This is a genomic window from Pseudoduganella rivuli, assembly GCF_009674485.1.
GTDB classification, from domain to species: Bacteria; Pseudomonadota; Gammaproteobacteria; order Burkholderiales; family Burkholderiaceae_D; genus Rugamonas; species Rugamonas rivuli_B.
The window spans coordinates 73,261-98,382 of sequence record NZ_WKJJ01000015.1 but is presented as its reverse complement, the minus strand read 5'-3'; the positions used below and the strand labels follow the sequence as shown (position 1 = coordinate 98,382).

Sequence of the window (25,122 nt, the reverse complement as noted above, 5' to 3'; positions counted from 1 at the left end):
AGCAATGACGAACCTCGACTCTTCCAGCGCGGCGCAATTCGATACCGGCCCCCTGTCCTGGGTGATGGCGGAAGTGCGCGAAGCGCTGGGCCGCTCCCGTACCGCCTTGTTCGAAGCAGGCGGACGCGAACAGGATGACCAGGCCACCGCGCTGCAGCACGCGCGCTCGCACCTGCACCAGGCGCATGGCGCGCTGCAGATCGTCGACGTCGATGGCGTGACCTTGATGACGCAGGTGGCGGAAGAAGCGCTGGACCGCTTCAAGTCCGGCGCGCTCAAATGCAATGCGGACAATGCGCGTACCGTCGCCAACCTGTACCAGGCCGTCACGGAATTCCTCGAAGAGTTGCTGGCCGGGGCGCCATTCCAGCCGGTGCGGTTGTTCCCGTATTACCGCGCGGTGCAGGAAATGCTGGGCGCGGAACGCATCCATCCGGCCGACCTGTTCTTCCCCGACCTGTCCGCGCTGGCGCGCGTGCCGGCCGCCGCGCCAGCCACGGCGCCAGATTACCCGGCATACCGCCAGCGCTTCGAGCGCGCGTTGCTGCCCTATATGAAGGCCACGGAACGCGATGCGCAAACAGCGCAAGCGGGCGCGCTGCGCGACGCGGTGGCCCAAGTGGCCGAAGCGCAGGGGGAGCCGAAAGCGCGCACGTTCTGGCTGGCGATGCAAGCCTTTGCGGAACTGGCGGCGGCCGGGCAACTGGACCATGGCCGTTACGTCAAACAATTGTTTGGCCTGATTAACCTGCAAATGCGCCGCCTGGCGCAGGGTGATGCCTCGCTGCCGGACACCATGCTGCGCGAAGCGCTGTTCTTCATCGCGGGCGCCGATCACGACCAGGTGTCGCCGCTGGCGCACCATTTGTGCAGCGTATTCGGCGTGGAAGGCACGGTGCCGGCCGACGTGGAAGCCAGGCGCTATGGACGCATCGATGCCGAAGCGCTGGCGCGCGCGAAAGAAGCCATGGCGACCGCCAAGGCCACGTGGCAACGCTTGCTGGACACCGCCATCAACCCGCAGCTGGATGCGGAATTCGGCCAGGCGCTGGCGGTGGTGGCCGTGGCGTGCGACAAGCTGGGTGTCGCGGCGCTGGCTGCGCTGATGCGGCAACTGGCCCAGGTGGCCAATGCGGCGGTCGCCAAGGGGCGCAGCGAAGCGCTGTCGCTGGAAATGACGACGGCGCTGCTGTTCGCCGAACACGGACTGGAACATATCCGCCATCTGCCCGACACGTTCCCGGCCCATGCCGACACGATCGGTGCGCGTCTGCAGGCGCTGCTGGCAGGCGACAGCGATGGCGCGCCGCCGCCCGCCCAATGGCAGATCGGCCTGGCCCATCAATTGCAGCAGGATGACACGGTGGCCGCGCTGGCGTCGGAAATGAAGACCGGCCTGCGGCAGGTGGAAAAAGTGCTGGACGATTATTACGGCGACCCGTCACTGCGGCCTTCGCTGCGCAGCCTGGACCGCGTATTGCACCAGCTGCATGGCGCACTGGCGATCCTGGACCAGGAAGACGCCGTGTTCGCCACCGAGCACGTGCGCAAGGAAATCGCCAGACTGGCCGAGGGGCAGGGCGATCCGGCGCAAGAGCCGCGCCAGCTCGATGACATCGCGCAAAATGTCGGCGCGCTGGGCTTCTTTGTCGACATGCTGGCGCAAAACCCGTCCGGCGCCAAAGAGCGCTATGCGTTCGACGCTTCGCAGGGCGCATTCCGGGCGGTGCCGTTCAAGAAAATCGCGGCCAGTTCGCCGGTGCCGGTACTGGACCAGGAAGTCGAATCGCCCACGTCGCCGCCCACGCCCGCGCCGCAGGCGGCGGCCGAATTGCCCAGCGATGCCGCCATCGAAGAGGAATTGCTCGATATCTTCATCGCGGAAGCGCAGGAAGTGCTGGTGTTCGTCAACGCAACGCTGGCCAAACCCCGCGCCGAGGCGGGGAGCCTGGAACATTTGACCATGCTGCGCCGCTCGTTCCACACGCTCAAGGGCAGCGGCCGCATGGTGGGCCTGAACCAGTTTGCCGATGCGGCGGCGGCCATCGAACGCACGATGAATACGTGGCTGGCCGAGGAGCGCCCCGCCACGGAAGCGCTGTTCGGATTGCTGGAGCGCGCCGCGCATGATTTGACGGCATGGGTCGATGAACTGGTGGCCAATGGCGTCGCGCAGCGCAATGCCGATGCGCTGGCGGCCGCTGCCGCGCGCGTGCAGGAAGGCGGGCCGTTCGAGATGGCGGACGATGCAGTGCCGGCAGTGCTGGATGTGCCCGCTGCTCCGGACGAAGCGCCTGCAGGTGGCGGTGCGCAGATCGTCGATTTCACGCCCCCCGTATCGGAAGGACCGCAGCAGGCAAGCGAGGGTGGCGAGGAGCTGGGCCAGGTGATCGCCTTCCCGCTGGTCGCGCCGCCGGCGCCCAGCGCGGACGTGATTGAATTCCACCCGAATGTGGCGCCACTGTTGCCGCCGGAAGACGATGACGTCAAACACGTGGGCGCGCTGACGATCCCGCTGCCGCTGTATAACATTTACCTGGCCGAGACCGATGAGCTGGCGCGCGTGCTGGCGCGCGACTTTGGTGAGTGGCGCCATGAACCGCGCCGTCCGGCCAGCGCCGAAGCGTTGCAGGCGGCGCATACGCTGGCCGGGACGTCGGCCACGGTGGGCTTCACGGCGCTGCGCGACCTCGCGCACGCGCTGGAAACCACGCTGGAAGGCTTGCACGCGCCGGCGCCGCAACTGGATCCGACCCAGCACGATTTGCTCGACTTCACCGTGGAGCGCATCCACCAGATGCTGCTGGGTTTTGCGCAGGGCGACGTGGCGCCAGAGCAGCCGGAACTGATCGATGCCTTGCAGCGCATGCGTGACGAACTGGCGCGGCTGCAGGCGCCGGATGGCGCGTTCGATGCGCATATGGATGCGGTATTTGCCGATGCCGATGCGGAAACCGATGCGGTGACCGCTGACGAGGGTGACGGCGCCGTGGCGGCGGCCGATGCGGGCGATGCCGCGCTGGCGGCGCAACTGGACGCCCTGTTCGTGGCGGCCTATAACGATTTGTCCGGCAGCCCACCGCCCGAGTCGGACTTCATCCACCGCGAACCCGTGCTGACGCGGGCCCCTGAACCGAAGGCGGCGTCGCCCGTCAACGACGACATCGACGATTTGTTCGACTCCGCGTTTGACGACGCCTTTGCCGCGCCGCTGTCGCATATTGCCGCGCCGGAGGCGTCATCATCGCCGGTGCCGGCGCCTGACACACCTGAGCTGCAGGATGAGTGGCTGGCGCAACTGGAAGCCGAACCGGTGCCGGAACCGGCTGCGCCGCAGAGCGAAGCGCAGGCGCCGGAACCAGTCTTCGGCGCCGAGCCGGTTGGCGAAGCGCCACGGCCGGACACGCAGCAGGAACCTGAGCTGCAGCCCGAACCCGAAACACAACCGGCGCTGGATGAGCAATTGCTGGCGCTGACCGAGCTGGAACCGGACGTGCCGGAACTGGCGGTGCTGAGCGCCGAGCATGTTCCTGCGCCCGCACCGCAGCCGGAAATGCCGCCAGCGCTGACGCCTGCCGCCGCGCCTGACGTGCAGGTGCTGGAATTGCCTGACGCGCCGGCCGAACTGGCCGTGGCGCCGCCCGGCAGTTATACCGATGAAATCGACCCGGATTTGCTGCCCGTGTTCCTGGAAGAGGGCGCGGACCTGTTGCCGCAAGTGGGCCAGGCCCTGCGCGCATGGCAGCGCAATCCATCCGATTTCAGCCACGCGCACATGCTGCAGCGCGTGCTGCACACGGTCAAAGGCAGCGCACGCATGGCGGGCGCGATGCGCCTGGGCCAGCATGCGCATGAAATCGAAACCCATATTGAAAACATGGTGCACGCGAACAGCGCGACGCCCCATGCGTTCGAGGAATTGCTGACGCATTACGACCATGCGCTGGTCCTGTTCGAGCAACTGCAACATCCGCAGGCGGCGCCTGCCGCTGCGGTTGCACCGGCCGCCGGGCAGGCAGGCACGCCCGTCGCGGCGCCGGCCGCGTCACCGGCGGCCGGACAGGAAGACGACAGCGCATCGCGCACGCAACTGGTGCGGGTGCGCGCCGACATCCTGGACCGCCTGGTCAACCAGGCCGGCGAAGTATCGATCCTGCGCTCGCGGCTGGAAAATGAAGTGGGTGCGCTGCGCACGTCGCTGAACGACTTTTCCGACAACCTGGCGCGCCTGCGCCGCCAGTTGCGCGAAGTGGAAATGCAGGCGGAGTCGCAGATCGCGTCGCGCATGTCGATTTCCAGCGACCGCGAATTCGATCCGCTGGAATTCGACCGCTTCACGCGCTTGCAGGAATTGACGCGCATGATGGCGGAAAGCGTCAACGACGTGGCGTCGTTCCATGAAAGCTTGCTGCGCAGCGTCGATACCGCCAGCACCGACTTGACGCAGCAGGCGCGCATGACGCGTGAATTGCAGCGCGACCTGATGCGGGTGCGCATGGTGCCGTTCGCCAGCATTTCCGAGCGCCTGTTCCGTGTTGCGCGCCTGGCCGCCAAGGAAACGGACAAGCGCGTCAACCTCGATATCCGGGGCGGCGCCGTGGAAATCGACCGTGGCGTGCTGGAACGGATGGCGGCGCCGTTCGAGCACTTGCTGCGCAACGCCATCGTGCATGGCGTGGAAGCGCGCGCGGAGCGCCACGCGGCGGGCAAGGATGAAACGGGGGAATTGCTGATCCAGGTGAGCCAGCAGGGCAATGAAGTGGTGCTGGCGTTTTCCGACGACGGCGCCGGGCTGGACCTGGACCGCATCCGCGCCAAGGCGCGCAGTGTGGGCTTGCTGGACGACGGGGAAGACCTGACGGATAGTGAAGCCGCCAACCTGATCTTCGAGCCGGGTTTCTCCACGGCGGAAACCCTGACGGAACAGGCCGGGCGCGGCGTCGGCATGGACGTGGTGCGGTCGGAAGCGCAATTGCTGGGCGGCCGTGTCGATACCGCCACCGAGCGAGGCAAGGGCGCCTGCTTCACGATCCGCCTGCCGCTGACCCTGGCTGTGACGCAAGTGGTGCTGGTGCGCGCCGGCGGGCGGCCGTATGCGATGCCGTCGACCTTGGTCGAGCAAGTGCTGCAAATGAAGGAAAGCGCGCTGAACGATGCGCGCACCAAAGGCCACGTGGCGCTGCAGGATGTACAGGCCGCGCTGCATTACCTGCCGACCATGCTGGGCGATGCGCAGGCGCAGCCGGCAGTCCAGCGCTCGTCGCCGGTCTTGATGCTGAAGGCAGGCGATGAACGCCTGGCGCTGCACGTCGACGAGGTGCTGGGCAACCGCGAAGTGGTGATTAAAAATATCGGGCCGCAACTGGCGCGCATGGCCGGCATTGCCGGCGCGACGGTGCTGGGTTCGGGAGAAATCGTGTTGATCCTGAATCCGCTGGCGCTGGCGCGCCACCTGGCGGAACACCCGGAATTAAAGGTCGAGCCGGCGGCCGGCGGCGTGCAGCTCAAGCAGGCGGGCGGCCGCACCATCATGGTGGTGGACGATTCGCTGACCGTGCGCAAAGTCACGCAGCGCTTGCTGGAGCGCGAAGGCTACCAGGTGCTGCTGGCCAAGGATGGCGTCGATGCGCTGGAACAGATGCGCGACAGCTTGCCGGACATGATGCTGGTCGATATCGAGATGCCCCGCATGGATGGCTTCGACCTGACCCGCAATGTGCGTGGAGATGACCGCACGCGTGACATCCCCATCATCATGATCACATCGCGCAGCGCGGACAAGCACCGCAATTACGCGATGCAACTGGGCGTCAACGCGTATTTCGGCAAGCCGTTCCAGGAACCCGTGCTGCTGGGGGCGATCGAAAGTTTGCTGGCGCGGCAGGCCGCGTAGCTACGCTTTCTTGACCACGGCGTAGCGCTCGAGCGTCCGCTTGCGCGCTTCGTCGTGCATCACCAGCGGCTGTGGATAATTGTGGCCCAAGGTGACGCCTTTTTCTTCCAGCACCATGCGCGGCGTTTGCCACGGCGCGTGGATGTCGCGCGGGTCCAGGGCCGCCAGTTGCGGCAGGTAGCGCTTGATGAATTTCCCTTCCGGATCGAATTTTTCCGATTGCGTGACGGGGTTGAAGATGCGGAAATACGGTTGCGCATCGCAACCGGACGATGACGCCCACTGCCAGCCGCCGTTGTTGGCCGCCAGGTCGAAATCATTCAAGTGCTGCGCAAAATAGGCTTCGCCGCGCCGCCAGTCGATGCCCAGGTCCTTGATCAGGAAACACGCCGTCACCATGCGCAGGCGGTTGTGCATGTAGCCGGTGCGGTTCAACTGCGCCATGGCCGCATCGACCAGCGGGTAGCCGGTGCGGCCTTCGCACCAGGCGGCGAACAACGCATCCGCATCGGGACCGGTTTCCCAATGGATGGCGTCATACGCGGGCTTGAACGAGGCGTGCACCACGTGTGGATGGTGGTACAGGATCATCATGTAAAACTCGCGCCAGATCAGTTCCGACAGCCATACGGCGCCACCTTCGCCGGCCTGGCCGCGCGCCGACAGTTGCGCGACCGTGCGCACCAGGTGGCGGATCGACACGGTGCCGAAACGCAGGTGCAGCGACAGGTATGACGGGCCCTTGACGGCGGGGTAATCGCGCGCCACGCCATAGTCCGCGATGCGGCCAAGGAAATCGTCGAACAATTGCGTACCGCCGCGCATGCCGGTGGGGATCGCCAGCGCCGCCAGGTTGGTGGACTCAAAACCCAGTTGCTGCAGCGACGGTAGCGACGATGAAGAGGCCGGGCCCGCCGCCAGTTTGTGGGCGTAAGGATCGATGGGCCACGGCGCCGTGCTGTCCGGTTCCGCCTGCAAGCGTTTCAGCCAGGCGTTCTTGTACGGCGTGAACACGGAAAAGGACGTGCCCGATTGCGACAGCACGTCGTTTTTTTCAAAGATGACCTGGTCCTTGAACGTGAACAGGGGGCGGCCACCGGCTGCCAGCGCCCGGGCCACGGCATCGTCGCGGGCGATCGCCTGCGGTTCGTAATCGTGGTTGGCAAACACGGCGTCGGCGTTCAGTTCCGCGGCGAGACGGGGGATTTCATCGCGCGCCACGGCATGGCGCACGATCAGGTTGCCGCCCATCTGTTGTAATTCCGCCGCCAGTTCACCTATGCAAGCATGGATGAATTCCACGCGGCGATCGGCGCGCGGCAGGGTATCCAGAATTTCCTTGTCATAAATGAAAGCGCAAAACACGGTTTCGCTGCGCAGCAGCGCATGGTGTAACGCGGCATGGTCGAAGCTGCGCAAGTCGCGGCGGAACCAGACCAGCGCCGTGCGGAACGGGGGATTATCGGTGGGGATAGTGGTAGGCATTACGTGGCCATAGCGGCAATTCGGGCAATTCATAGTAAACTGTCGGCTATACACGCCGTAAGGCTGCACCGACAAGTCGTGCGAGTTTACTTCAAGATTTCAGTAAAGATTACAAATTCCCCCAGAACTGCAGAGAGAGCACGCGTATGAAGAAAACTAAAGCCGGCCAAACTCTGCCCACGCTTGGCTTATTGCAAGAGCCTGCCGACCCGCTGGCGCCTGCCGCCGCACCGGTTCCTGCGCTGAACCTGGCCAACCATTTCCTGATTGCCATGCCGTCGATGCAAGACCCGGTCTTCGGCGGTACGGTCGTCTATGTGTGCGAGCACAATGACAACGGCGTACTGGGCGTGGTCATCAACAAACCCACCGACATGACGATGGAAACCCTGTTCGAACGGGTCGACCTGGAGTTGTCGACGGACGTGCCGCGCAGCGTGGTCGACGAACCCATCATGTTTGGCGGCCCCGTGCAGGATGACCGTGGTTTTGTGCTGCACACGCCGGGCTCGCGCTATTCGTCGTCACTGACGGTGACGGAGGAAGTCGCCTTCACCACGTCGATCGACGTGCTGGAAGCCGTGGCGCGCGGCACGGGCCCGTCGCGCATGCTGGTGTCGATCGGTTACGCGGGCTGGAGTCCGGGCCAACTGGAAGATGAAATCAGCCGCAATGGCTGGCTGACCGTGGGCGCCGACACGCGCATCCTGTTCGACGTGCCGGTCGAAGAACGTTATATGGCCGCCATGAAACTGCTGGGTTTCGATCCGCTGATGCTGGCGTCCGAAGCAGGGCACGCGTGAGCATAGAAACCATCCTGGGCTTCGACTTCGGCATCAAGCGGATCGGCGTGGCCTTGGGCAATACGCTGGTCCGCCAGGCGGCGCCGCTGGCGGTCATTTCCGCCCAGGCCAACGACGTGCGGTTCGCGGAAATTGCCGCGCTGATTGAAAAATGGGGGCCGACCCGCTTCGTGGTGGGCTTGCCCAGCCATCCGGATGGCACGCCCCACGAGATGACGGCGCGCTGCCGCAAGTTCGCCAACCAGCTGCATGGCCGCTTCAACTTGCCGGTGGAACTGGTCGACGAGCGCTATTCGTCGGCCGTGATCCAGGCCAGGCGGGGCGAAATCATCGATGACCGGGCGGCCGCCATCATCCTGCAACAATATTTTGAAACTTCCTGAATTCACCGAGATTTGACCATGTCCAATCCAATGAAACCTTCCGGCCTGGATGCGGAGGCGCTGTATGCGCACCTGCTGCAACAGGTAAAAGCGGGCCTGACCGGTGCGCACGATCCCTGTATCGTCGGCATCCACTCCGGCGGCGCCTGGCTGGCCGAGCGCCTGGCGAAAGACCTCGGCATGACGGCGCGCTGCGGCGTGCTCGACGTGTCGTTCTACCGCGACGATTACGCGAAGAAGGGCTTGCCGGCCGAAGTCAAACCTACGCACATCACGTTCGACGTGGCCGGCGCCACCGTGCTGCTGGTCGACGACGTGCTGTACACGGGCCGCACCACGCGCGCGGCCATCAACGAGCTGTTTGATTACGGACGTCCGGCGCGCATCATGCTGGCCGCGCTGGTGGACCGCGGCGGCCGCCAATTGCCGGTCGCCGCCGACTTCGTGGCGGCCACGGTCACGGTGGACCAATGCGAAGCGTTGCGCCTGCAGCGCAACGACGCCGGACAATTCACGCTCACCATTGAAGAAAACCATGCTTAATCCGCAACTGACCAAGAACGGCGAACTGCAGCATTTGCTGTCCATCGAAGGGCTGCCCAAATCCATCGTCAACCATATCCTGGACACCGCGTCGTCGTTTGTCGGCGTATCGGACCGCGAAGTCAAAAAAGTGCCGCTGATGCGCGGCAAGAGCGTGTTCAACCTGTTCTTTGAAAACTCGACCCGCACCCGCACCACGTTCGAGATCGCGTCGAAGCGTTTGTCGGCCGACGTCATCAACCTGAACATGCAGGCATCGTCGACCAGCAAGGGCGAATCGCTGCTGGACACCATCGACAACCTGTCGGCCATGCACGCGGACATGTTCGTGGTGCGCCACGCGCAATCGGGCGCGCCATACATGATCGCCAAGCACTTGAACGATACGAAGCAAAACCACGTGCACGTGGTGAATGCGGGCGACGGCCGCCACGCGCACCCGACGCAGGGCTTGCTGGACATGTACACGATCCGCCACTACAAGAAGGATTTCACCAACCTGACGGTGGCCATCGTGGGCGACATCCTGCACAGCCGCGTGGCCCGTTCCGATATCCACGCGCTGACCACGCTGGGCGTGCCGGAAGTGCGCGCCATCGGCCCGCATACGCTGTTGCCGGGCGGCCTGGAACAGATGGGCGTGCGCACCTTCACCAACATGAATGAAGGCTTGAAGGGCGTGGACGTGATCATCATGCTGCGCCTGCAAAATGAACGAATGAATGGAGCGCTGCTGCCGTCGGTGCAGGAATACTTCAAGAGCTATGGCTTGACGCCGGAGCGCCTGGCGCTGGCCAAGCCGGATGCGATCGTCATGCACCCGGGACCGATGAACCGCGGCGTGGAAATCGATTCGGCGGTGGCCGACGGTCCGCAGGCGGTGATTTTGCCGCAGGTGACGTTTGGTATCGCGGTCCGCATGGCGGTCATGAGTATTCTGGCAGGGAATCAAGGATGAGCTTACACATTAAGAACGGCCGCGTGATCGACCCGGCCAACGGCGTCGACGCCGTACAGGACTTGTTTATCGTGGACGGCAAGGTTGCCGCCATGGGCGCCGCGCCGGCCGGTTTCACGGCGGCGCGCACCATCGATGCCGCCGGCCTGGTGGTGGCGCCCGGCCTGGTGGACTTGTCCGCCCGCCTGCGCGAACCGGGTTATGAATACAAGGCGACCCTGGATTCGGAAATGCAGGCGGCGATGCAGGGCGGCGTGACGTCGCTGGTGTGCCCGCCCGACACGGATCCCGTGCTGGATGAGCCGGGCCTGGTGGAAATGCTGAAGCACCGCGCCAAACGCCTGAACCAGGCGCACGTGCACCCGCTGGGCGCGCTGACCATGGGCCTGAAGGGCAAGGCGCTGACGGAAATGGCGGAACTCACCGAATCGGGTTGCGTGGGTTTTTCGCAGGCGGAAGAGCCGATCGAAGATACCAACGTGCTCTTGCGCGCGCTGCAATATGCGAAGACCTTTGGCTACACCGTATGGCTGCGTCCTCAGGATGCGCATATTGGCCGTGGCGGTGTCGCGCACAGCGGCCCGCTGGCATCGCGCCTGGGCTTGTCCGGCGTGCCGGTGATGGCGGAAACCATTGCGCTGCACACGATTTTTGAACTGATCCGCTCGACCGGCGCGCGCGTGCACCTGTGCCGCATTTCGTCGGCTGCCGCGCTGGACCTGATCCGCGCCGCCAAGGCGGAAGGCTTGCCGGTCACGTGCGATGTGGGTGTGCACCACGTGCACCTGACCGATGCCGATATCGGTTTCTTCGATCCGAATGCGCGCGTGACGCCGCCATTCCGCAGCCAGCGCGACCGCGACGCGATCCGCGCCGCCGTGCTGGACGGTACGGTCGACGCCGTATGTTCGGACCACACGCCGGTCGATGACGATGAAAAACTGCTGCCGTTCGCGGAAGCGTCGCCGGGCGCCACCGGCCTGGAATTGCTGCTGTCGCTGACCTTGAAGTGGGCCGACGATTACGCGGCGGGCCAGCCGGGCAAGGGCGATGCCTTGCCGCTGGCGCTGTCGCGCATCAGCCATGACGCTGCGCGCGTGGCGGGACTGGACGCGGGCCAGCTGGCGGTCGGTAGCACGGCCGACATCTGCATTTTCGATCCCAAGGCACGCTGGACCGTGGAAGGCGCGGCGCTGGCGTCGCAAGGCAAGCATACGCCATTCCTCGGCTATGAACTGGCCGGGCAGGTGCAGGCGACCATCGTGGCAGGCCACGTCGCCTATGAACGCAATGCAGGCAATTCAGGCGCCTCCCGCAACAACGTGAGTTAAGAGGTCCCATGCTGTATCTGCGTCTGGCGCGCCTGGTCGTGCACATGTTGTACGGCATGCTGGTGTGCGCCGTGATTTTCCCGTGGATCGGCACGGCGCGCCGTAACGGCCATATCCGGCGCTGGTCGCGCCAGTTGCTGAAGATGTGCAATGTGACGGTGGAAATGGCGCCCGGCAGCAGCGAGCCACTGGTGCACGCGATGATCGTCGCCAACCACGTGTCGTGGCTGGATATCTTTGTCATCGATGCGCTGTACCCGTGCCGCTTCGTGGCCAAGGCGGAAATCCGTTCATGGCCGCTGGCCGGCTGGCTGGTCGACAAAGCCGGCACCGTGTTCATCGCGCGCGGCAACCGCCGCGATTTGCGCCATATCTTCAAAGGCCTGGTGCACAGCTTGCAGGCGGGTGAACGGGTGGCGTTTTTCCCGGAAGGGACAACCGCCGCGCAGGGCACCTTGCTGCCGTTCCACGCCAACCTGTTTGAAGCGGCCATCGACGCGGAAGTCATGGTGCAGCCGTTCGCGCTCAGCTATGTGGACGATTCGGGCAAGCTGCATCCGTCGGTCGACTTCATTGGCGACATGACGTTTGCGCAAAGCGTGGTGGCCATCCTGGGCGGCAAGCCGGTGCGGGCGCGCCTGCATTGCCTGCCGGCGATGGCCGCGGCCGGTGCGCACCGCCGCGAACTGGCGCAAGCGGCGCATGATGCGGTGGCAGGCGCGCTGGGCGTGCACAACGCCGCCGCCGCGTAACGCTGCATGACGGCGTGATGGATTGCGCGTGACGCGCTAATCCATCACGTCGCCTTCTTGCCCGAATGCTCGCGGTATTCGGGACACTGCTGCTGGATCAGCGACCGGTCGTCGAGGCACACGGCGGACAAATAGCCGCCCCAGACGCAACCCGTATCGAGCGCGATCAGGTTCGGGCGCAGCAGCAATCCCAGCGCCGACCAGTGCCCAAACACCACCGTCACGTCTGCCGTTCCCCGTCCCGGCACGTCGAACCACGGCATCAGGCCGGAATCCGGATCGGCTTTGGCGCTTTCCTTCATCTTGAAATCCATGATGCCGTCCTGCGTGCAAAAGCGCAGGCGCGTCAGCGCATTGACCACGCAGCGCAAGCGCTCCATGCCTTCAAGGCCGGCATTCCAGCGGTTCGGCTGGTTGCCATACATTTGCGCCAGGAAGCCGACCCAGCCGGGGCCGCGCAGTACGGTTTCCACTTCGTCTGCCAGGGCCATCACTTGCTGCGCATCCCATTGCGGCAGGACGCCGCCATGCACCAGCAAGTGTCCGTTGCGCAGGATCGCCATCGGCCGCGCACGCAGCCAGTCCAGCAGCGTGGCGCCGTCCGGCGCTTCCAGGATATGGCTGAGCGTATCGGAAGGGTGGGCGGGGCGGATGCCGTTGGCCACGGCCAGCAAGTGCAGATCGTGGTTGCCCAGGACTGTGTCAATGCGGCCATCGCTGTTGCTGGCCAAGGCGTAAATGTAGCGCAAGGTGGCCAGCGAATCGGGGCCGCGGTTGATCAGGTCGCCGGTAAACAGGATGGCTGGCGGCGTCGATTCCTGCGCCAAAATGCGTTCGACCAGCGCGACAGTCTGGTCGTGGCACCCTTGCAGGTCGCCAATGACATACGTTTTTTGCGTCATGGTTGTTCAGTTGTTTGGCAAATATGCTATTTTCTCTCGCTATTTTCCCCGATTTACTGCAGCCATCACATAGAATAATAAGCATGACAACGTGCGATCCCGGGTGCTAAATGATTTTTGTGACTGGCGGGGCCGGCTTCATCGGCTCAAATTTCGTTCTCGACTGGCTGGCTCAATCGGACGAACCTGTTCTGAATTACGACAAGCTGACGTATGCAGGTAACCTGAACAACCTGAAATCGCTGCAAAACGATGTACGTCACGTGTTCGTACGCGGCGACATCTGCGACCAGGCTGGTGTGCTGGCGTTGCTGCAACAGCATAAACCGCGCGCCATTGTGCACTTCGCGGCGGAAAGCCACGTGGACCGCTCCATTCTTGGTCCCGGCGAATTCATCCAGACCAATATCAACGGCACGTTCAGCCTGCTGGAAGCGGCGCGCACCTACTGGGGCGCGTTGCCGGACGGGGAGAAGGCGGCATTCCGCTTCCTGCACGTGTCGACCGATGAAGTGTATGGCACGTTGAGCCCGGAAGACCCGCCGTTTTCCGAAACCACGCCATATGCGCCGAACAGCCCGTATTCCGCGTCGAAAGCCGCATCGGATCACCTGGTGCGTTCGTACCACCATACCTATGGTTTGCCGACACTGACGACGAATTGCTCGAATAATTACGGTCCGTACCACTTCCCGGAAAAGCTGATTCCGCTGGTGATTTCCAATGCACTGGGCGGCAAACCCTTGCCGATCTATGGCGATGGCCAGCAAGTGCGCGACTGGCTGTACGTGGGCGACCACTGCGCGGCGATCCGCCGCGTGCTGGCGCAGGGGCGGCTGGGTGAAACCTATAACGTGGGCGGCTGGAATGAAATGGCCAACCTCGACGTCGTGCATACGCTGTGCGACATGCTGGATACGTTGCGGCCCAAGGCCGCAGGCAGCTACCGCGACCAGATCACGTACGTGAAAGACCGTCCCGGTCACGACCGCCGCTATGCCATCGATGCGCGCAAGCTGGAGCGGGAGTTGGGCTGGAAACCGGCTGAAACTTTCCAGAGCGGTATCGCGAAAACCGTGCAATGGTATCTGGAGAACCAGGCCTGGGTGCTGGATGTACAGTCGGGCGCGTACAAGACGTGGCTCGAGACCAATTATCAGAACAGGGAGGCATGATGACTGTTCCTCGCCGCAAAGGCATTATCCTGGCCGGTGGTTCCGGGACTCGCCTGTACCCGATCACGATGAGTGTGTCCAAGCAATTGCTGCCGATTCACGACAAGCCGATGATTTACCATCCGCTGACCACGTTGATGCTGGCCGGCATGCGCCAAATTCTCGTCATTTCCACGCCGCAGGATACGCCCCGCTTCAGGGACTTGCTGGGCGACGGCAGCCAGTGGGGTTTGCAGCTCAGTTATGCGGTGCAGCCATCGCCGGATGGCTTGGCGCAAGCGTTCATCATTGGCCGCGAATTCGTTGGCAACGACCCCTCGGCATTGATTCTTGGCGATAATATTTATTACGGTAACGATCTGGATGCGCTGCTGCGGTCGGCGGCAGTGCGCGATGTTGGCGCGACTGTGTTCGCCTATCACGTGCAAGATCCGGAACGCTATGGCGTGGTGGAATTCGATGCGAACCGTAAAGCACTGACGATCGAAGAAAAGCCAAAGGCGCCGAAATCCAATTATGCGGTGACGGGGCTGTATTTCTACGATAACCAGGTATGCGATATTGCCGCCAGCATTAAACCATCGGCGCGGGGCGAGCTGGAGATCACCGACGTCAATAATGTCTACCTGCAGCAGGATCAGTTGAATGTCGAATTGATGGGGCGCGGCATGGCGTGGCTGGATACGGGAACGCATGAATCGCTGCTCGATGCGTCGCAATTCATTGCCACCATTGAAAAGCGCCAGGGTTTAAAAGTGGCCTGCCCGGAGGAAATAGCATTTCGCAAAGGCTATATCAATGCGGCACAATTGGCGAAACTCGCTGAGCCATTGAAGAAGAATAATTATGGCCAATATCTGTTGCAAATTTTGGAAGATAAGGTAATTCCACGATGAATGTGATCAAGACGCCACTGGAAGGATTACTGGTAATCGAGCCGACCGTGTATGGCGATCAGCGCGGTTTTTTCTATGAAAGTTTCAATGCACAGCGCTTTGCCGAGCAGACCGGCGTCAATGTGCAATTTGTGCAGGATAACCATTCGCGCTCGGCCAAAGGCGTGCTGCGCGGCTTGCATTACCAGATCCAGCAGGCCCAAGGCAAACTGGTGCGGGTCACCACTGGCTCGGTATTCGACGTGGCAGTGGATTTGCGCAAAAGCTCGCCCACGTTCGGCCAGTGGTACGGCCTGGAACTGTCGGCTGAAAATAGACTCCAGTCGTGGATACCCGCCGGTTTTGCCCATGGTTTTGTTGTCACCAGCGATGTGGCGGAATTCCTGTACAAGACCACGGATTACTATGCGCCGGCCTACGAACGCTCCGTGATCTGGAATGATCCGGCCATTGGTATCGACTGGCCGCTGGACGTCGAACCGCTGCTGTCGGCCAAGGACAAGGCCGGTGTGCCGCTGGCGCAGGCGGAGGTCTTCCCGTGAAGGTCCTGTTGACGGGCTGTTCCGGCCAGGTCGGCTACGAACTGGAACGCAGCCTGCAAGGCCTGGGTGACGTGGTGGCGGTGGACCGTGCGCGCATGGACCTGGCGAATCTGGACCAGGTGCGGGCCGTGATCCGCGAAGTCCAGCCGGGCCTGATTGTGAATCCTGCCGCGTACACGGCGGTCGACAAGGCGGAAAGCGAGCGGGAACTGGCGTACCGCATCAATGCGGAAGCGCCGGCCGTGATGGCGGAGGAAGCGAAGCGGCTGGGCGCGGCGCTGGTGCACTATTCGACTGATTATGTGTTCCCGGGCACGGACCCGGCGCCCCGCGTGGAAAATGATGCGACCGGTCCCGTCAACGTGTATGGCGCCAGCAAGCTGGCCGGCGAACAAGCCATTGCCGCATCCGGTGTGCGGCACTTGATTTTCCGCACCAGCTGGGTCTACGGCATGCGCGGCAAGAACTTCCTGCTGACGATGCTGAAACTGGCGCGTGAGCGCGATGAGTTGCGCATCGTGGCGGACCAGCACGGGGCGCCCACGTGGAGCCGTACCATTGCCGACAGCACGGCCACTGTGCTGGCCCAGGCGAAAGCGGGCGGGCCGGACTGGTGGGCGCAGCATGGCGGGATTTACCACTTGTCGAGCCAGGGGCAAACCACGTGGTTTGAATTTACGCAAGCCATCCTTGAAGAGGCGGGCATTGCCTGCAAGCTGACGCCGATCGCCACTGCGGAATATCCAACGCCGGCCGCCCGGCCAGCGTATTCCGTGATGTCGTCGCATAAGCTGGTACACACCCTGTGTGCGTTGCCGCATTGGCGCGAGGCGTTGCGCCTGTGCATGCGCTGAGCTGTTTCAAACGGTAAGTATGGCTGAGTGGGACGGCGGGATTTGCTAGAATTCTCGCCGCGCGTTGCGGGAGCGTATATCCCCGCTTGATTCTTGTCATATCAATACCGGGTTCCGGTACAATCGCCGGTTGGCATCAGCCACCGCAGGCCGCAGGGTCCGAACCTTGTACGCCGGACTTGTATTGATAATTAATAATGTTTTCATTCCTCATAAGCTTCGTAGCTTCCGCACTGCTGACTCTGCTGGTAATCAAGGAAGCGAAGCTGCATGGCCCCGCGCTCGATGCCGATTTCCTTGGCGTGCAAAAGAACCATACGCATGCGGTCGCCCGTATCGGCGGCCTGTCCATTTTCTTTGCCGTGGTGCTGGCTGCATGCATCTCGATCTGGCGCGTACCGGCCATGACCAGCTGGATGGTGTCGCTGCTGGCGTGCGCGATGATCGCGTTTGCCGGCGGCATCGTCGAAGATTACACCGGCAATGTCAGCGCTGCGCGCCGCCTTGTGCTCACGATTGCCGCCGGGTTGATGGCGTATTTCCTGCTCGACGCCCGCATTGACCGGCTTGATTTGCCTTTTTCAACGTGGGCGATCCCGTGGGTATGGCTGGCGCTGCCGGTCTCGGTCCTGGCGGTGGCTGGCATTGCCAACGCGGTCAACATCATCGATGGTTTCAATGGCCTGGCCAGTGTGGTCACCATTTGCATGTTGCTGTCGCTTGGCTATGTGGCGCTGCAAGTGAACGATATGTTTGTCCTGGTGGCGGCATTGATCGTGGCGGGCGCCACGGCGGGATTTTTGATCTGGAATTACCCGGTCGGCCTGATTTTCCTGGGCGACGGCGGTGCTTATTTCATTGGATTCATGCTGGGCGAACTGGCGTTGCTGCTGGTGATCCGTAATCCCCAGGTGTCGACCTGGTACGCGGCGCTGCTGTTAATCTACCCCGCTTTTGAAACACTGTTTTCCGCTTATCGCCGCATGTTTGTGCGAGGTAAGTCGCCTGCCATGCCGGACGGAATCCATTTGCATAGCCTGATATACCGCCGTATCGTCCAGTGGGCGATCGGACGCAAGGAAGGGCGCGCGCTACTGCGCCGCAATTCATTGACTTCCCCTTATCTGTGGGCATTCTCATTGATGGCAGTGATCCCCGCCACGATGTTCTGGAACAATACCACCTTATTGATGATATTTTGCCTGCTGTTCATGGTGACTTACTTGTGGTTATATGCGCGCATCGTCCGATTCAAGGCGCCGCGCTGGATGATTCAACACAAGAAACATTAATTCATTCCGATTTTCGTGTATATTTCGGGCAGAATCGTAACCTCACTTTTTTTAAGGGATATTTATGGATCTGTCGAATATGTCTGTTGCTCAATTGCGTGCATTGCAAGAGCAAGTAAAAAAGGAATTGGCGCAGCGTGAAACCCAGGAGCGTGCACAAGCCATTGAAAAAATCCTGGCGATTGCCAAAAGCGTTGGCGCTTCGGTGGAAGAATTGGTGGCCGGCGTTAAATTGAAGGCGCCCGGCGCGGAAGTGGCGCCGCGCTATCGCAATCCTGCCGATGCGGCCCAGCAATGGACCGGCCGCGGCCGTCAGCCGAAGTGGGTCAAGGATTGGGTTGAAGCCGGCAACGATATCGAAGGCTTGCGCATCGCCGCTTAAAAGTAGTAAAGGCAGGGCTTGCCTGCCACAGTTATCGCACTTACTATACCCGTAGTTTACGGCTGGGCCCTTCTGCCAGCCGCCATCCCACAGCCTACCTCCACGGCCTGGCGCTTCGGCGCCGGGCGCGGGCGCGTCCTACCAAGATTATGACTACACTCTCGAAATCGATTTTCAAAGCTTACGATATCCGCGGCATCGTGGGTAAAACGCTCGATGCCAATGTCGCGCGCCAGATCGGCCACGCATTCGGCCTGGCCGCGCTGGCCAAGGATCAGCGCAAGGTCGTGATTGGCCGCGACGGCCGCCTGTCCGGCCCGGAACTGGCTGCAGCGCTGGCGCAAGGCTTGCAATCGGCGGGCGTGGATGTGATCGACCTGGGCGTGGTGGCGACACCGATGGTGTATTTCGGCACCCAGGTGCTGGGCGCACCGTCGGGCATCATGGTCACCGGCAGCCATAATCCGCCCGATTACAACGGCTTCAAGATGGTGCTGGCCGGCGAAGCGATTTATGGCGACACCATTACCGGCCTGTATGACAGCATCCTGGCCAACGGCGGCAAACTGGCCGGCCAGCCCGGTTCGTACAGCACGCACGACATTAAGGCCGAATACCTGCAGCGCATCATCGGCGACGTGAAGATTTCCCGCCCGATCAAGATTGCCGTCGATTGCGGCAACGGCGTGGCGGGCGCGTTTGCGGGCGACCTGTACCGCGGCATGGGTTGCGACGTGATTGAACTGTTCTGCGACGTGGACGGCACGTTCCCCAACCACCACCCGGACCCGGCCCACCCGGAAAACCTGCAAGACCTGATCCGCTGCCTGCAACAGACGGACGCGGAACTTGGCCTGGCGTTCGACGGTGACGGCGACCGCCTCGGCATCGTCACCAAGGATGGCCAGATCATTTTCCCGGACCGCCAAATGATGCTGTTTGCGGAAGACGTGCTGACGCGCCATCCCGGCGAACAAATCCTGTACGACGTGAAGTGCACGCGCCACCTGGCGCCGTACATTGAAAAAAGCGGTGGCGTGCCGCTGATGTACAAGACCGGCCACTCGCTGGTGAAAGCCAAGCTGAAGGAAACCGGCGCGCCGCTGGGCGGCGAAATGAGCGGCCATATCTTCTTCAAGGACCGCTGGTACGGTTTCGACGACGGCCTGTATGCCGGCGCGCGCATGCTGGAAATCCTGACCCGGCACGCCGATCCGTCCGCGCTGCTGAACGCGTTGCCGCAATCGGATTCCACGCCGGAATTGCACCTGCACCTGCATGAAGGCGAGAATTTCTCGCTGATGGACAAGCTGCGCAGCGACGCGCGCTTCCCGGGCAACGAGCGCATCATCACCATCGACGGCCTGCGTGTCGAATATGCGGACGGCTTCGGCCTGGCGCGTTCGTCGAACACCACGCCGGTGATCGTGATGCGCTTCGAGGCGGAAACGCCGGAAGCGCTGGCACGCATCCAGGGCCAGTTCCGCGACGTGATCCTGGCTGCCAAGCCGGACGCCGAACTGCCATTCTGAGCCCATGAGCAGCCGGGGCAATTTGCATGGCATGCAGCCGTTGAACATCTTGCTGGTGCGCGTCTCCTCGCTGGGTGACGTGCTGCATAACATGCCGATCGTGGCGGACATTGCCCGCCACTACCCGAACGCGAATATCGACTGGGTGGTGGAAGAGGGTTATGTCAGCCTGGTGCGGATGAATGCGCGGGTGCGCACCATCATCCCGTTTGCGCTGCGGCGCTGGCGCAAGAGCCTGGGCAATCCTGCCACCCGTGCTGAAATCAAGGCGTTCTTCTCGACGCTGCGTGCGCAGCGTTACGACTATGTGTTCGACACCCAGGGTTTGCTAAAGACCGGCATCATCATGGGCGCCGCCAAGGGCCGCCACAAGGTGGGTCTTGGCAATGGCAGCGAAGGGTCGGGCTACGAAGGCATCTCCCGCCTCTTCCACACGCGCAGCGTCAAGCTGGATCCGCGCACGCATGCCGTGGCGCGGGGACGCCTGGTGGTCGGGGCGGCGCTCGGCTACGACGTGGATTATCCGGCGGACTTCGGCTTGCCGGAAGTATCGCCCGACGATCCGCGCCCGGACTGGATGCCGGCCGGACCGTATTGCGTCTTCTTCCACGGCACGGCGCGCGATGCGAAAAAGTGGGCACCGGCCAACTGGATCGAACTGGGCGCCGCACTGGCGCCGATGCCGGTCTTGCTGCCATGGGGTTCGACCAAGGAAAAGGCGGAGGCTGAAGCGCTGGCCGCGAGCCTGCCCAATGCCCGCGTATTGCCGCAACTGCCGATGGCCGACGCCGTGCTGCTGGCGCGCCACGCGGCGCTGGCGGTCGGCGTCGACACGGGGCTGACCCATATCGCCGCCGCCTTTGTCCGGCCCACCGTGGAAATCTATGCCGATTCGCCGCGCTGGAAAACCGAGGGTAACTGGTCGCCGAAAATCATTAACCTGGGCGACCGTGGCGCGCCGCCATCCGTGGCGGAAGTACTGGCGGCCGCGCGTACCCTGCTGGCCGCCGGCCGCAACTGAGGAGCCGCCATGGTCCGTCTGTATTCGCTGCTGTGGTGGCTGGCCTTGCCGCTGGCGCTGGGACGCCTGTGGCGGCGCGGTGCGCAGGAACCAGGCTACCGCCAGCACTGGAACGAGCGCCTGGCCCTGTACCGCGACCGCGCCGCCAACGACGAGCCGCACACGATCTGGGTGCACGCGGTCTCGGTGGGCGAAACGCGCGCCAGCGAACCGCTGGTGCAAGCGTTGCTGGATACCTATCCGCGCAGCCGCATCCTGCTGACGCACATGACGCCGACGGGGCGCGCCACGGGCAAGCAATTGTTCGGCAAGCATGGCGCCCGCGTGGTGCAATCGTACCTGCCGTATGACACCTTCAGCATGGTGCGCCGCTTCATCCGCCATTTCGAACCCCGTCTCTGCATCTTGATGGAAACCGAAGTGTGGCCATCGCTGATCGCCTGCTGCAACGAGGCGCGCGTGCCGGTGGTGCTGGCCAATGCGCGGCTGTCCGAACGTTCGCTGCGCAAGGCGCGGCGCCTGGGCGCGCTGATGCGGGGCGCCGCGCGCGGCATTTCGCTGGTGGCGGCGCAAACGGAAGCGGATGCCGACCGCGTACGCTCGCTGGGCGTGGCCCATGTCGACGTCACGGGCAGCATCAAGTTCGACGTGCAGGTGCCGCAGGCCGCGCTGGCGCTGGGCGCCCAGTGGCGCATGCAGGTTGGCGCGCGGCCCGTGCTGCTGTGCGCCAGCACGCGCGAAGGTGAAGAGGAACTGATCCTCGACGCTTTCCAGCGCGCCTTGCAGGCACGGACTTTGCCGGCCGATACGCTGCTGCTGCTGGTGCCGCGCCATCCGCAGCGTTTTGACGCGGTGGCGCACATGGCTTCCGAACGGGGCCTGGCCGTGCAGCGGCGCAGCGCGCTGGCGCAGCCGAGTATGTCCGTGGCGCCGGAAGTGCACGTGCTGCTGGGCGACTCGATGGGTGAGATGTTCGCCTATTACGCGCTGTGCGATGTCGCCTTCATTGGCGGCAGCCTGCTGCCGCTGGGCGGCCAGAACCTGATTGAAGCGGCCGCGCTGGGCAAGCCGGTACTGATCGGCGAGCACACCTTCAATTTCGCGCAAGTGACGGAAGATGCGCTGGCCGCCGGCGGCGCGGTACGCGTCGCCACGGCGGATGAACTGATGTCGCAGGCCGCGCAATTATTGCGCGATGATGCCGGCCGCCTCGCCATGGGCGGCCGCGCGCGCGATTTCGCGGGCCAGCATAAAGGCGCCACGCAGCGCACGCTGGCGCTGTTGCCGGCCTTGCTGCAGGCAGCGGCCTGACGCCTGATAGCAGATGACACAATGTGACATTTGTCATGAAAAAAATGTGTCATTTTGCTCTGGCAGCATGATATAAAAAAATCCATACTCTGTCTCACTCAACCCAAGGAGACAGACCATGGTTCACCGCCGTTTGCAATCCCTGCTGTTCGCCTGCGGCCTGGCCGCCGCCTCGGCCATCATTGGCACGCCTGCGCTGGCCGCCACGTGGCTGGTGCATGACGTGCGTGTATTCGATGGCGAGAAGATGCATGAGCATCGCTCGGTACTGGTCAACGGCGCGCGCATTGCCGACGACAATTTCCAGGGCAAGGCGCCGGCCGGCGCCACCGTGATCGACGGTAAAGGCCGCACCTTGTTGCCGGGCCTGATCGATTCCCACGTCCACGCCTACCGCTACTTTGATTTGCCGCTGTACTTTGGCGTGACCACGCAAATCGACATGTTCACCGGCGTCCAGGCCATGCAGGAAGTCACCGCGAGAATGGCGCGCGGCGACAACGCGGGCCAGGCCGACCTGTTCTCGGCGGGGACGCTGGCCACCGCGCCAGGCGGCCATGGCACGGAATACGGCATGCCGATTCCCACGTTGACCAAGCCGGAGGAAGCGCAGGCGTGGGTCGACGCGCGCGTGGCCGAAGGGTCGTATTTCATCAAGATCGTCATGGAACAAGGCCACCCCGGCCGCGCTTTTGCGTCACTCGATATCGCCACCGTGAAAGCGCTGATCGCGGCGGCGCACAAGCGGGGCAAGCTGGCAGTGGTGCACATCAGTAATCTGGCAGATGCGCGCGCCGCGCTGGAAGCCGGCGCGGATGGCCTGGTGCACCTGTTTGTCGGCAACCGCATCAGCCAGCAAGACCTGGACAGCTTTACCCAACTGGCGAAATCCAGGAAAGCCTTCGTAATCCCGACCTTCAGCGTGATGGAAAGCATTGCCGGCGTGCGCGCGACCGACATCATCGGCGACGCCGCGTTCAGCAGCTTGCTGGACAAGGCGCAAAAGCAGCAACTGGCCCATCCCTACAATCCCCAGGCCAAGCCGGAATTGCTGGCGGCGCCGCAAGCCGTGACGGCAGCGCTGTCGAAGGCCGGCGTGCCGGTACTGGCGGGCACGGACGCAGGCAACAACGGTACCCAGTATGGCGCCAGCCTGCACCATGAACTGCAATCGCTGACGCAGGCGGGCCTGACGCCGCTGCAGGCGCTGGCCTCGGCCACGTCGGTGCCAGCGCAGGCGTTCAAGCTGCCGCAGCGGGGCCGCATTGCGAAAGGCTACAAGGCCGATTTGCTGCTGGTAGATGGCGACCCCTCCGCCGATATCGCCACCACCCGCCGCATCGTCGATGTGTGGAAGGATGGCGTGTCGGTTGCGCCGCTGCGCAAGCAGCAACTGGCGCTGGTGGCGCAGGAAGCACTGCCGTCGTCCGGACTGGCGCTGCCGGCCGATGGCCGTATCAGCCTGTTCGGCAACGACAAGATGGGCAGCCCGTTCGGCGCCGGCTGGATGCCGTCGCATGACGCTTTCCTTGGCGGTAAATCGACGGTCGACATCAAGCTGGTCGGCGACGCGGTCCAGGTCAACGCCAACGTTGCGGCGGGCTTTGCCTACCCTTGGGCCGGGCTGGCATTCATGCCGGGCCGCCAGCCGATGCAGGCGGCGAACCTCAGTGCCGCCAAGGTGCTGAAGTTCCGCGTGCGCGGCGATGGCCAGCAATACAACGTGGCCGTGATGTCCGGCGGGAACAATATCCCGGCCAGCCTGCCGTTCCAGGCCGGCGGCGAATGGCGCGAAGTATCGATGGCGCTGGCCGATTTCAAGGGTACCGACGTCAGTGCGATTTCCATGATCGCGTTCAATGCGGGACCGAAGTCGGGCAGCTACCGCTTCGAGATTACCGACGTGCGGTTGCTGGCGCAGTGAGCATGGCGCCGCTACCGCCGCTACCGCCGCTACCGCCGCTGATGCCGTCGTTGATGCAGGCGCTGCGCGGCCCGTGGGTGCCGCCCCGGCTGGGGCGTGCACCGTACCTGTGGCTGGTGTCGCTGGCGTTCTTCGGCTGGAAGTATTTTTACGTGCGGCCGTCCGCGCTGGAACTGGCCGCGCTGGTGCTGACACTGGCCGTGTTCCTGCCTGTGTACTTCGCCAGCTTCTGGGTCTATAACCGGGCTGTGGTGCCATATATCTTGCTGACCTTTGCGCTGGGCGTGGCATGGGCGCCTTTCAATTTTGGCGCCTGCACCTTCTTCATCTTCGCCGGCGCCATGTGCTCGCACTTCGACCGGCAGGCTGTCGCCTACGCGTCGCTGGCGGGGATATTATTATCGGCCGCCGCCATCGCGCTGCTGGTGGACTTGCCGCTGAGCTTCCTGATGCCGACCCTGGCGGCCGGCACGCCGGTGGGCATCGCGACCATTATGGACGCGCGGGTGCAGCGTTCGCGCGAGCAATTGTTGAAGAAGCAGGAGGAAGTGGAGCACCTGGCGCGCATCGCGGAGCGTGAACGCATTTCACGCGACATGCACGACTTGCTGGGCCATACGCTGTCGCTGATTACGTTGAAGGCGGAACTGGCCGCGCGCTTGCTGGAGCGCGATCCCGCTGCCTGCCGCAATGAAATCCGCGATATCGAAACCAGCGCGCGCCAGGCGCTGGCCGAAGTACGCTCGGCCGTCAGCGGTTACCGGGAAACGGGACTGGCGCATGAACTGGCGCGCGCCAAAGCGGCGCTGTCGGCGGCAGGCGTTGCGCTCGACACGGACGTGGCATTGGCGGCCGGTGCTGCCATCCCCGCCGTGGCGGAAAACGTGCTGGCGCTGGCGTTGCGCGAAGCGGTCACCAATATCCTGCGCCATGCGGATGCGCAGGCCTGCGTGGTACGGCTGGCAATGGAAGACGGTATGCTGGTGCTGCGTATCCGCGACGATGGCAAGGCCGATGCCGTCATGCCGGGCAACGGACTGCGCGGCATGCGGGAGCGCGTCGAACATCTGGGTGGCTGGCTGTCGTTGTCGGCAACGCAGGGGATGGCATTGGAGCTACACCTGCCGATGAACAAGGAATGAG

General features: G+C 63.5%; 20 protein-coding genes. 18 read left to right on the top strand and 2 right to left on the bottom strand.

The features are described 5' to 3' along the window. Positions 1-4: 4 nt before the first annotated feature. Positions 5-5,893, top strand: coding sequence for a hybrid sensor histidine kinase/response regulator (locus tag GJ700_RS22760; protein WP_229507183.1), 5,889 nt, complete (start codon positions 5-7; stop codon positions 5,891-5,893). Here GJ700_RS22760 and GJ700_RS22755 read toward each other — a convergent pair whose 3' ends face one another. Then, positions 5,894-7,378 (bottom strand): cryptochrome/photolyase family protein, encoded by a 1,485-nt coding sequence (locus GJ700_RS22755; RefSeq protein WP_154378208.1) that lies wholly within the window; start codon positions 7,376-7,378, stop codon positions 5,894-5,896. It lies immediately after the preceding gene. 146 nt (positions 7,379-7,524) lie between these two features. Between GJ700_RS22755 and GJ700_RS22750 the strand changes: the two genes are divergently transcribed. The 6 genes from GJ700_RS22750 to GJ700_RS22725 are packed head-to-tail and all read left to right on the top strand — an operon-like array spanning position 7,525 to position 12,148. Continuing rightward, positions 7,525-8,181, top strand: coding sequence for a YqgE/AlgH family protein (locus GJ700_RS22750; protein WP_154378206.1), 657 nt, complete (start codon positions 7,525-7,527; stop codon positions 8,179-8,181). 2 nt (positions 8,182-8,183) lie between these two features. Beyond that, positions 8,184-8,564, top strand: coding sequence for a Holliday junction resolvase RuvX (ruvX, locus tag GJ700_RS22745; protein WP_371868086.1), 381 nt, complete (start codon positions 8,184-8,186; stop codon positions 8,562-8,564). Between the two features lie 18 nt (positions 8,565-8,582). After that, positions 8,583-9,107, top strand: a complete 525-nt coding sequence (gene pyrR / locus GJ700_RS22740; protein WP_154378204.1) for a bifunctional pyr operon transcriptional regulator/uracil phosphoribosyltransferase PyrR — start codon at positions 8,583-8,585, stop codon at positions 9,105-9,107. Continuing rightward, complete coding sequence (locus GJ700_RS22735) at positions 9,100-10,065, top strand: aspartate carbamoyltransferase catalytic subunit (RefSeq protein ID WP_154378202.1); 966 nt, start codon at positions 9,100-9,102, stop codon at positions 10,063-10,065. Before pyrR ends, GJ700_RS22735 begins: the two co-directional genes overlap by 8 nt. After that, positions 10,062-11,396 (top strand): dihydroorotase, encoded by a 1,335-nt coding sequence (locus GJ700_RS22730; protein WP_154378200.1) that lies wholly within the window; start codon positions 10,062-10,064, stop codon positions 11,394-11,396. Before GJ700_RS22735 ends, GJ700_RS22730 begins: the two co-directional genes overlap by 4 nt. Positions 11,397-11,404: 8 nt before the next feature. Next, positions 11,405-12,148 (top strand): lysophospholipid acyltransferase family protein, encoded by a 744-nt coding sequence (locus GJ700_RS22725; RefSeq protein WP_229507182.1) that lies wholly within the window; start codon positions 11,405-11,407, stop codon positions 12,146-12,148. 44 nt (positions 12,149-12,192) lie between these two features. Here the strand turns inward: GJ700_RS22725 and GJ700_RS22720 are convergent, their stop codons facing one another. Beyond that, positions 12,193-13,050, bottom strand: coding sequence for a symmetrical bis(5'-nucleosyl)-tetraphosphatase (locus tag GJ700_RS22720; RefSeq protein ID WP_154378198.1), 858 nt, complete (start codon positions 13,048-13,050; stop codon positions 12,193-12,195). A gap of 110 nt (positions 13,051-13,160) precedes the next feature. Here GJ700_RS22720 and rfbB point away from each other — a divergent pair, with 110 nt between their 5' ends. The 11 genes from rfbB (at position 13,161) to GJ700_RS22665 (ending at position 25,121) form a co-directional block, all read left to right on the top strand. Then, positions 13,161-14,225 (top strand): dTDP-glucose 4,6-dehydratase, encoded by a 1,065-nt coding sequence (gene rfbB / locus GJ700_RS22715; RefSeq protein ID WP_154378196.1) that lies wholly within the window; start codon positions 13,161-13,163, stop codon positions 14,223-14,225. Next, positions 14,225-15,121, top strand: a complete 897-nt coding sequence (gene rfbA, locus GJ700_RS22710; protein WP_154378433.1) for a glucose-1-phosphate thymidylyltransferase RfbA — start codon at positions 14,225-14,227, stop codon at positions 15,119-15,121. Before rfbB ends, rfbA begins: the two co-directional genes overlap by 1 nt. Next, complete coding sequence (rfbC, locus tag GJ700_RS22705; RefSeq protein ID WP_154378194.1) at positions 15,118-15,663, top strand: dTDP-4-dehydrorhamnose 3,5-epimerase; 546 nt, start codon at positions 15,118-15,120, stop codon at positions 15,661-15,663. The genes rfbA and rfbC overlap by 4 nt, the downstream gene beginning before the upstream one ends. Further along, positions 15,660-16,517 (top strand): dTDP-4-dehydrorhamnose reductase, encoded by an 858-nt coding sequence (gene rfbD / locus GJ700_RS22700; protein ID WP_371868077.1) that lies wholly within the window; start codon positions 15,660-15,662, stop codon positions 16,515-16,517. The genes rfbC and rfbD overlap by 4 nt, the downstream gene beginning before the upstream one ends. Before the next feature lie 197 nt (positions 16,518-16,714). Then, positions 16,715-17,809: a glycosyltransferase family 4 protein gene (locus tag GJ700_RS22695; protein ID WP_154378190.1), complete on the top strand. Its 1,095-nt coding sequence runs from the start codon at positions 16,715-16,717 to the stop codon at positions 17,807-17,809. Between the two features lie 64 nt (positions 17,810-17,873). Continuing rightward, the gene (locus GJ700_RS22690) at positions 17,874-18,191 is read left to right on the top strand and encodes an H-NS histone family protein (RefSeq protein ID WP_154378188.1); all 318 of its coding nucleotides are present in this window, start codon (positions 17,874-17,876) and stop codon (positions 18,189-18,191) included. A gap of 149 nt (positions 18,192-18,340) precedes the next feature. Then, on the top strand, positions 18,341-19,723 hold the full coding sequence (locus tag GJ700_RS22685; protein WP_154378186.1) for a phosphomannomutase/phosphoglucomutase: 1,383 nt from the start codon (positions 18,341-18,343) through the stop codon (positions 19,721-19,723). Positions 19,724-19,727: 4 nt separating this feature from the next. Further along, positions 19,728-20,744 carry a lipopolysaccharide heptosyltransferase I gene (gene waaC, locus GJ700_RS22680; RefSeq protein ID WP_154378184.1) on the top strand — a complete coding sequence of 339 codons (1,017 nt, stop codon included), beginning with the start codon at positions 19,728-19,730 and terminating at the stop codon, positions 20,742-20,744. 9 nt (positions 20,745-20,753) lie between these two features. Further along, positions 20,754-22,055, top strand: coding sequence for a lipid IV(A) 3-deoxy-D-manno-octulosonic acid transferase (waaA, locus tag GJ700_RS22675; RefSeq protein ID WP_154378182.1), 1,302 nt, complete (start codon positions 20,754-20,756; stop codon positions 22,053-22,055). A 118-nt stretch (positions 22,056-22,173) separates the two neighbouring features. After that, positions 22,174-23,979, top strand: a complete 1,806-nt coding sequence (locus tag GJ700_RS22670) for a CIA30 family protein (protein ID WP_154378180.1) — start codon at positions 22,174-22,176, stop codon at positions 23,977-23,979. A 2-nt stretch (positions 23,980-23,981) separates the two neighbouring features. Further along, complete coding sequence (locus tag GJ700_RS22665) at positions 23,982-25,121, top strand: sensor histidine kinase (protein WP_229507181.1); 1,140 nt, start codon at positions 23,982-23,984, stop codon at positions 25,119-25,121. The last annotated feature ends 1 nt before the right edge of the window (position 25,122 follow it).

Excerpts from the sequence above, each read along its gene's own strand:
- GJ700_RS22760 (WP_229507183.1), top strand. The coding sequence starts at position 5 with ATGACGAACCTCGACTCTTCCAGCGCGGCGCAATTCGATACCGGCCCC.
- GJ700_RS22755 (WP_154378208.1), bottom strand. The coding sequence starts at position 7,378 with ATGCCTACCACTATCCCCACCGATAATCCCCCGTTCCGCACGGCGCTG.
- GJ700_RS22750 (WP_154378206.1), top strand. The coding sequence starts at position 7,525 with ATGAAGAAAACTAAAGCCGGCCAAACTCTGCCCACGCTTGGCTTATTG.
- pyrR (WP_154378204.1), top strand. The coding sequence starts at position 8,583 with ATGTCCAATCCAATGAAACCTTCCGGCCTGGATGCGGAGGCGCTGTAT.
- GJ700_RS22735 (WP_154378202.1), top strand. The coding sequence starts at position 9,100 with ATGCTTAATCCGCAACTGACCAAGAACGGCGAACTGCAGCATTTGCTG.
- GJ700_RS22730 (WP_154378200.1), top strand. The coding sequence starts at position 10,062 with ATGAGCTTACACATTAAGAACGGCCGCGTGATCGACCCGGCCAACGGC.
- GJ700_RS22725 (WP_229507182.1), top strand. The coding sequence starts at position 11,405 with ATGCTGTATCTGCGTCTGGCGCGCCTGGTCGTGCACATGTTGTACGGC.
- GJ700_RS22720 (WP_154378198.1), bottom strand. The coding sequence starts at position 13,050 with ATGACGCAAAAAACGTATGTCATTGGCGACCTGCAAGGGTGCCACGAC.
- rfbB (WP_154378196.1), top strand. The coding sequence starts at position 13,161 with ATGATTTTTGTGACTGGCGGGGCCGGCTTCATCGGCTCAAATTTCGTT.
- rfbA (WP_154378433.1), top strand. The coding sequence starts at position 14,225 with ATGACTGTTCCTCGCCGCAAAGGCATTATCCTGGCCGGTGGTTCCGGG.
- rfbC (WP_154378194.1), top strand. The coding sequence starts at position 15,118 with ATGAATGTGATCAAGACGCCACTGGAAGGATTACTGGTAATCGAGCCG.
- GJ700_RS22695 (WP_154378190.1), top strand. The coding sequence starts at position 16,715 with ATGTTTTCATTCCTCATAAGCTTCGTAGCTTCCGCACTGCTGACTCTG.
- GJ700_RS22690 (WP_154378188.1), top strand. The coding sequence starts at position 17,874 with ATGGATCTGTCGAATATGTCTGTTGCTCAATTGCGTGCATTGCAAGAG.
- GJ700_RS22685 (WP_154378186.1), top strand. The coding sequence starts at position 18,341 with ATGACTACACTCTCGAAATCGATTTTCAAAGCTTACGATATCCGCGGC.
- waaC (WP_154378184.1), top strand. The coding sequence starts at position 19,728 with ATGAGCAGCCGGGGCAATTTGCATGGCATGCAGCCGTTGAACATCTTG.
- waaA (WP_154378182.1), top strand. The coding sequence starts at position 20,754 with ATGGTCCGTCTGTATTCGCTGCTGTGGTGGCTGGCCTTGCCGCTGGCG.
- GJ700_RS22670 (WP_154378180.1), top strand. The coding sequence starts at position 22,174 with ATGGTTCACCGCCGTTTGCAATCCCTGCTGTTCGCCTGCGGCCTGGCC.
- GJ700_RS22665 (WP_229507181.1), top strand. The coding sequence starts at position 23,982 with ATGGCGCCGCTACCGCCGCTACCGCCGCTACCGCCGCTGATGCCGTCG.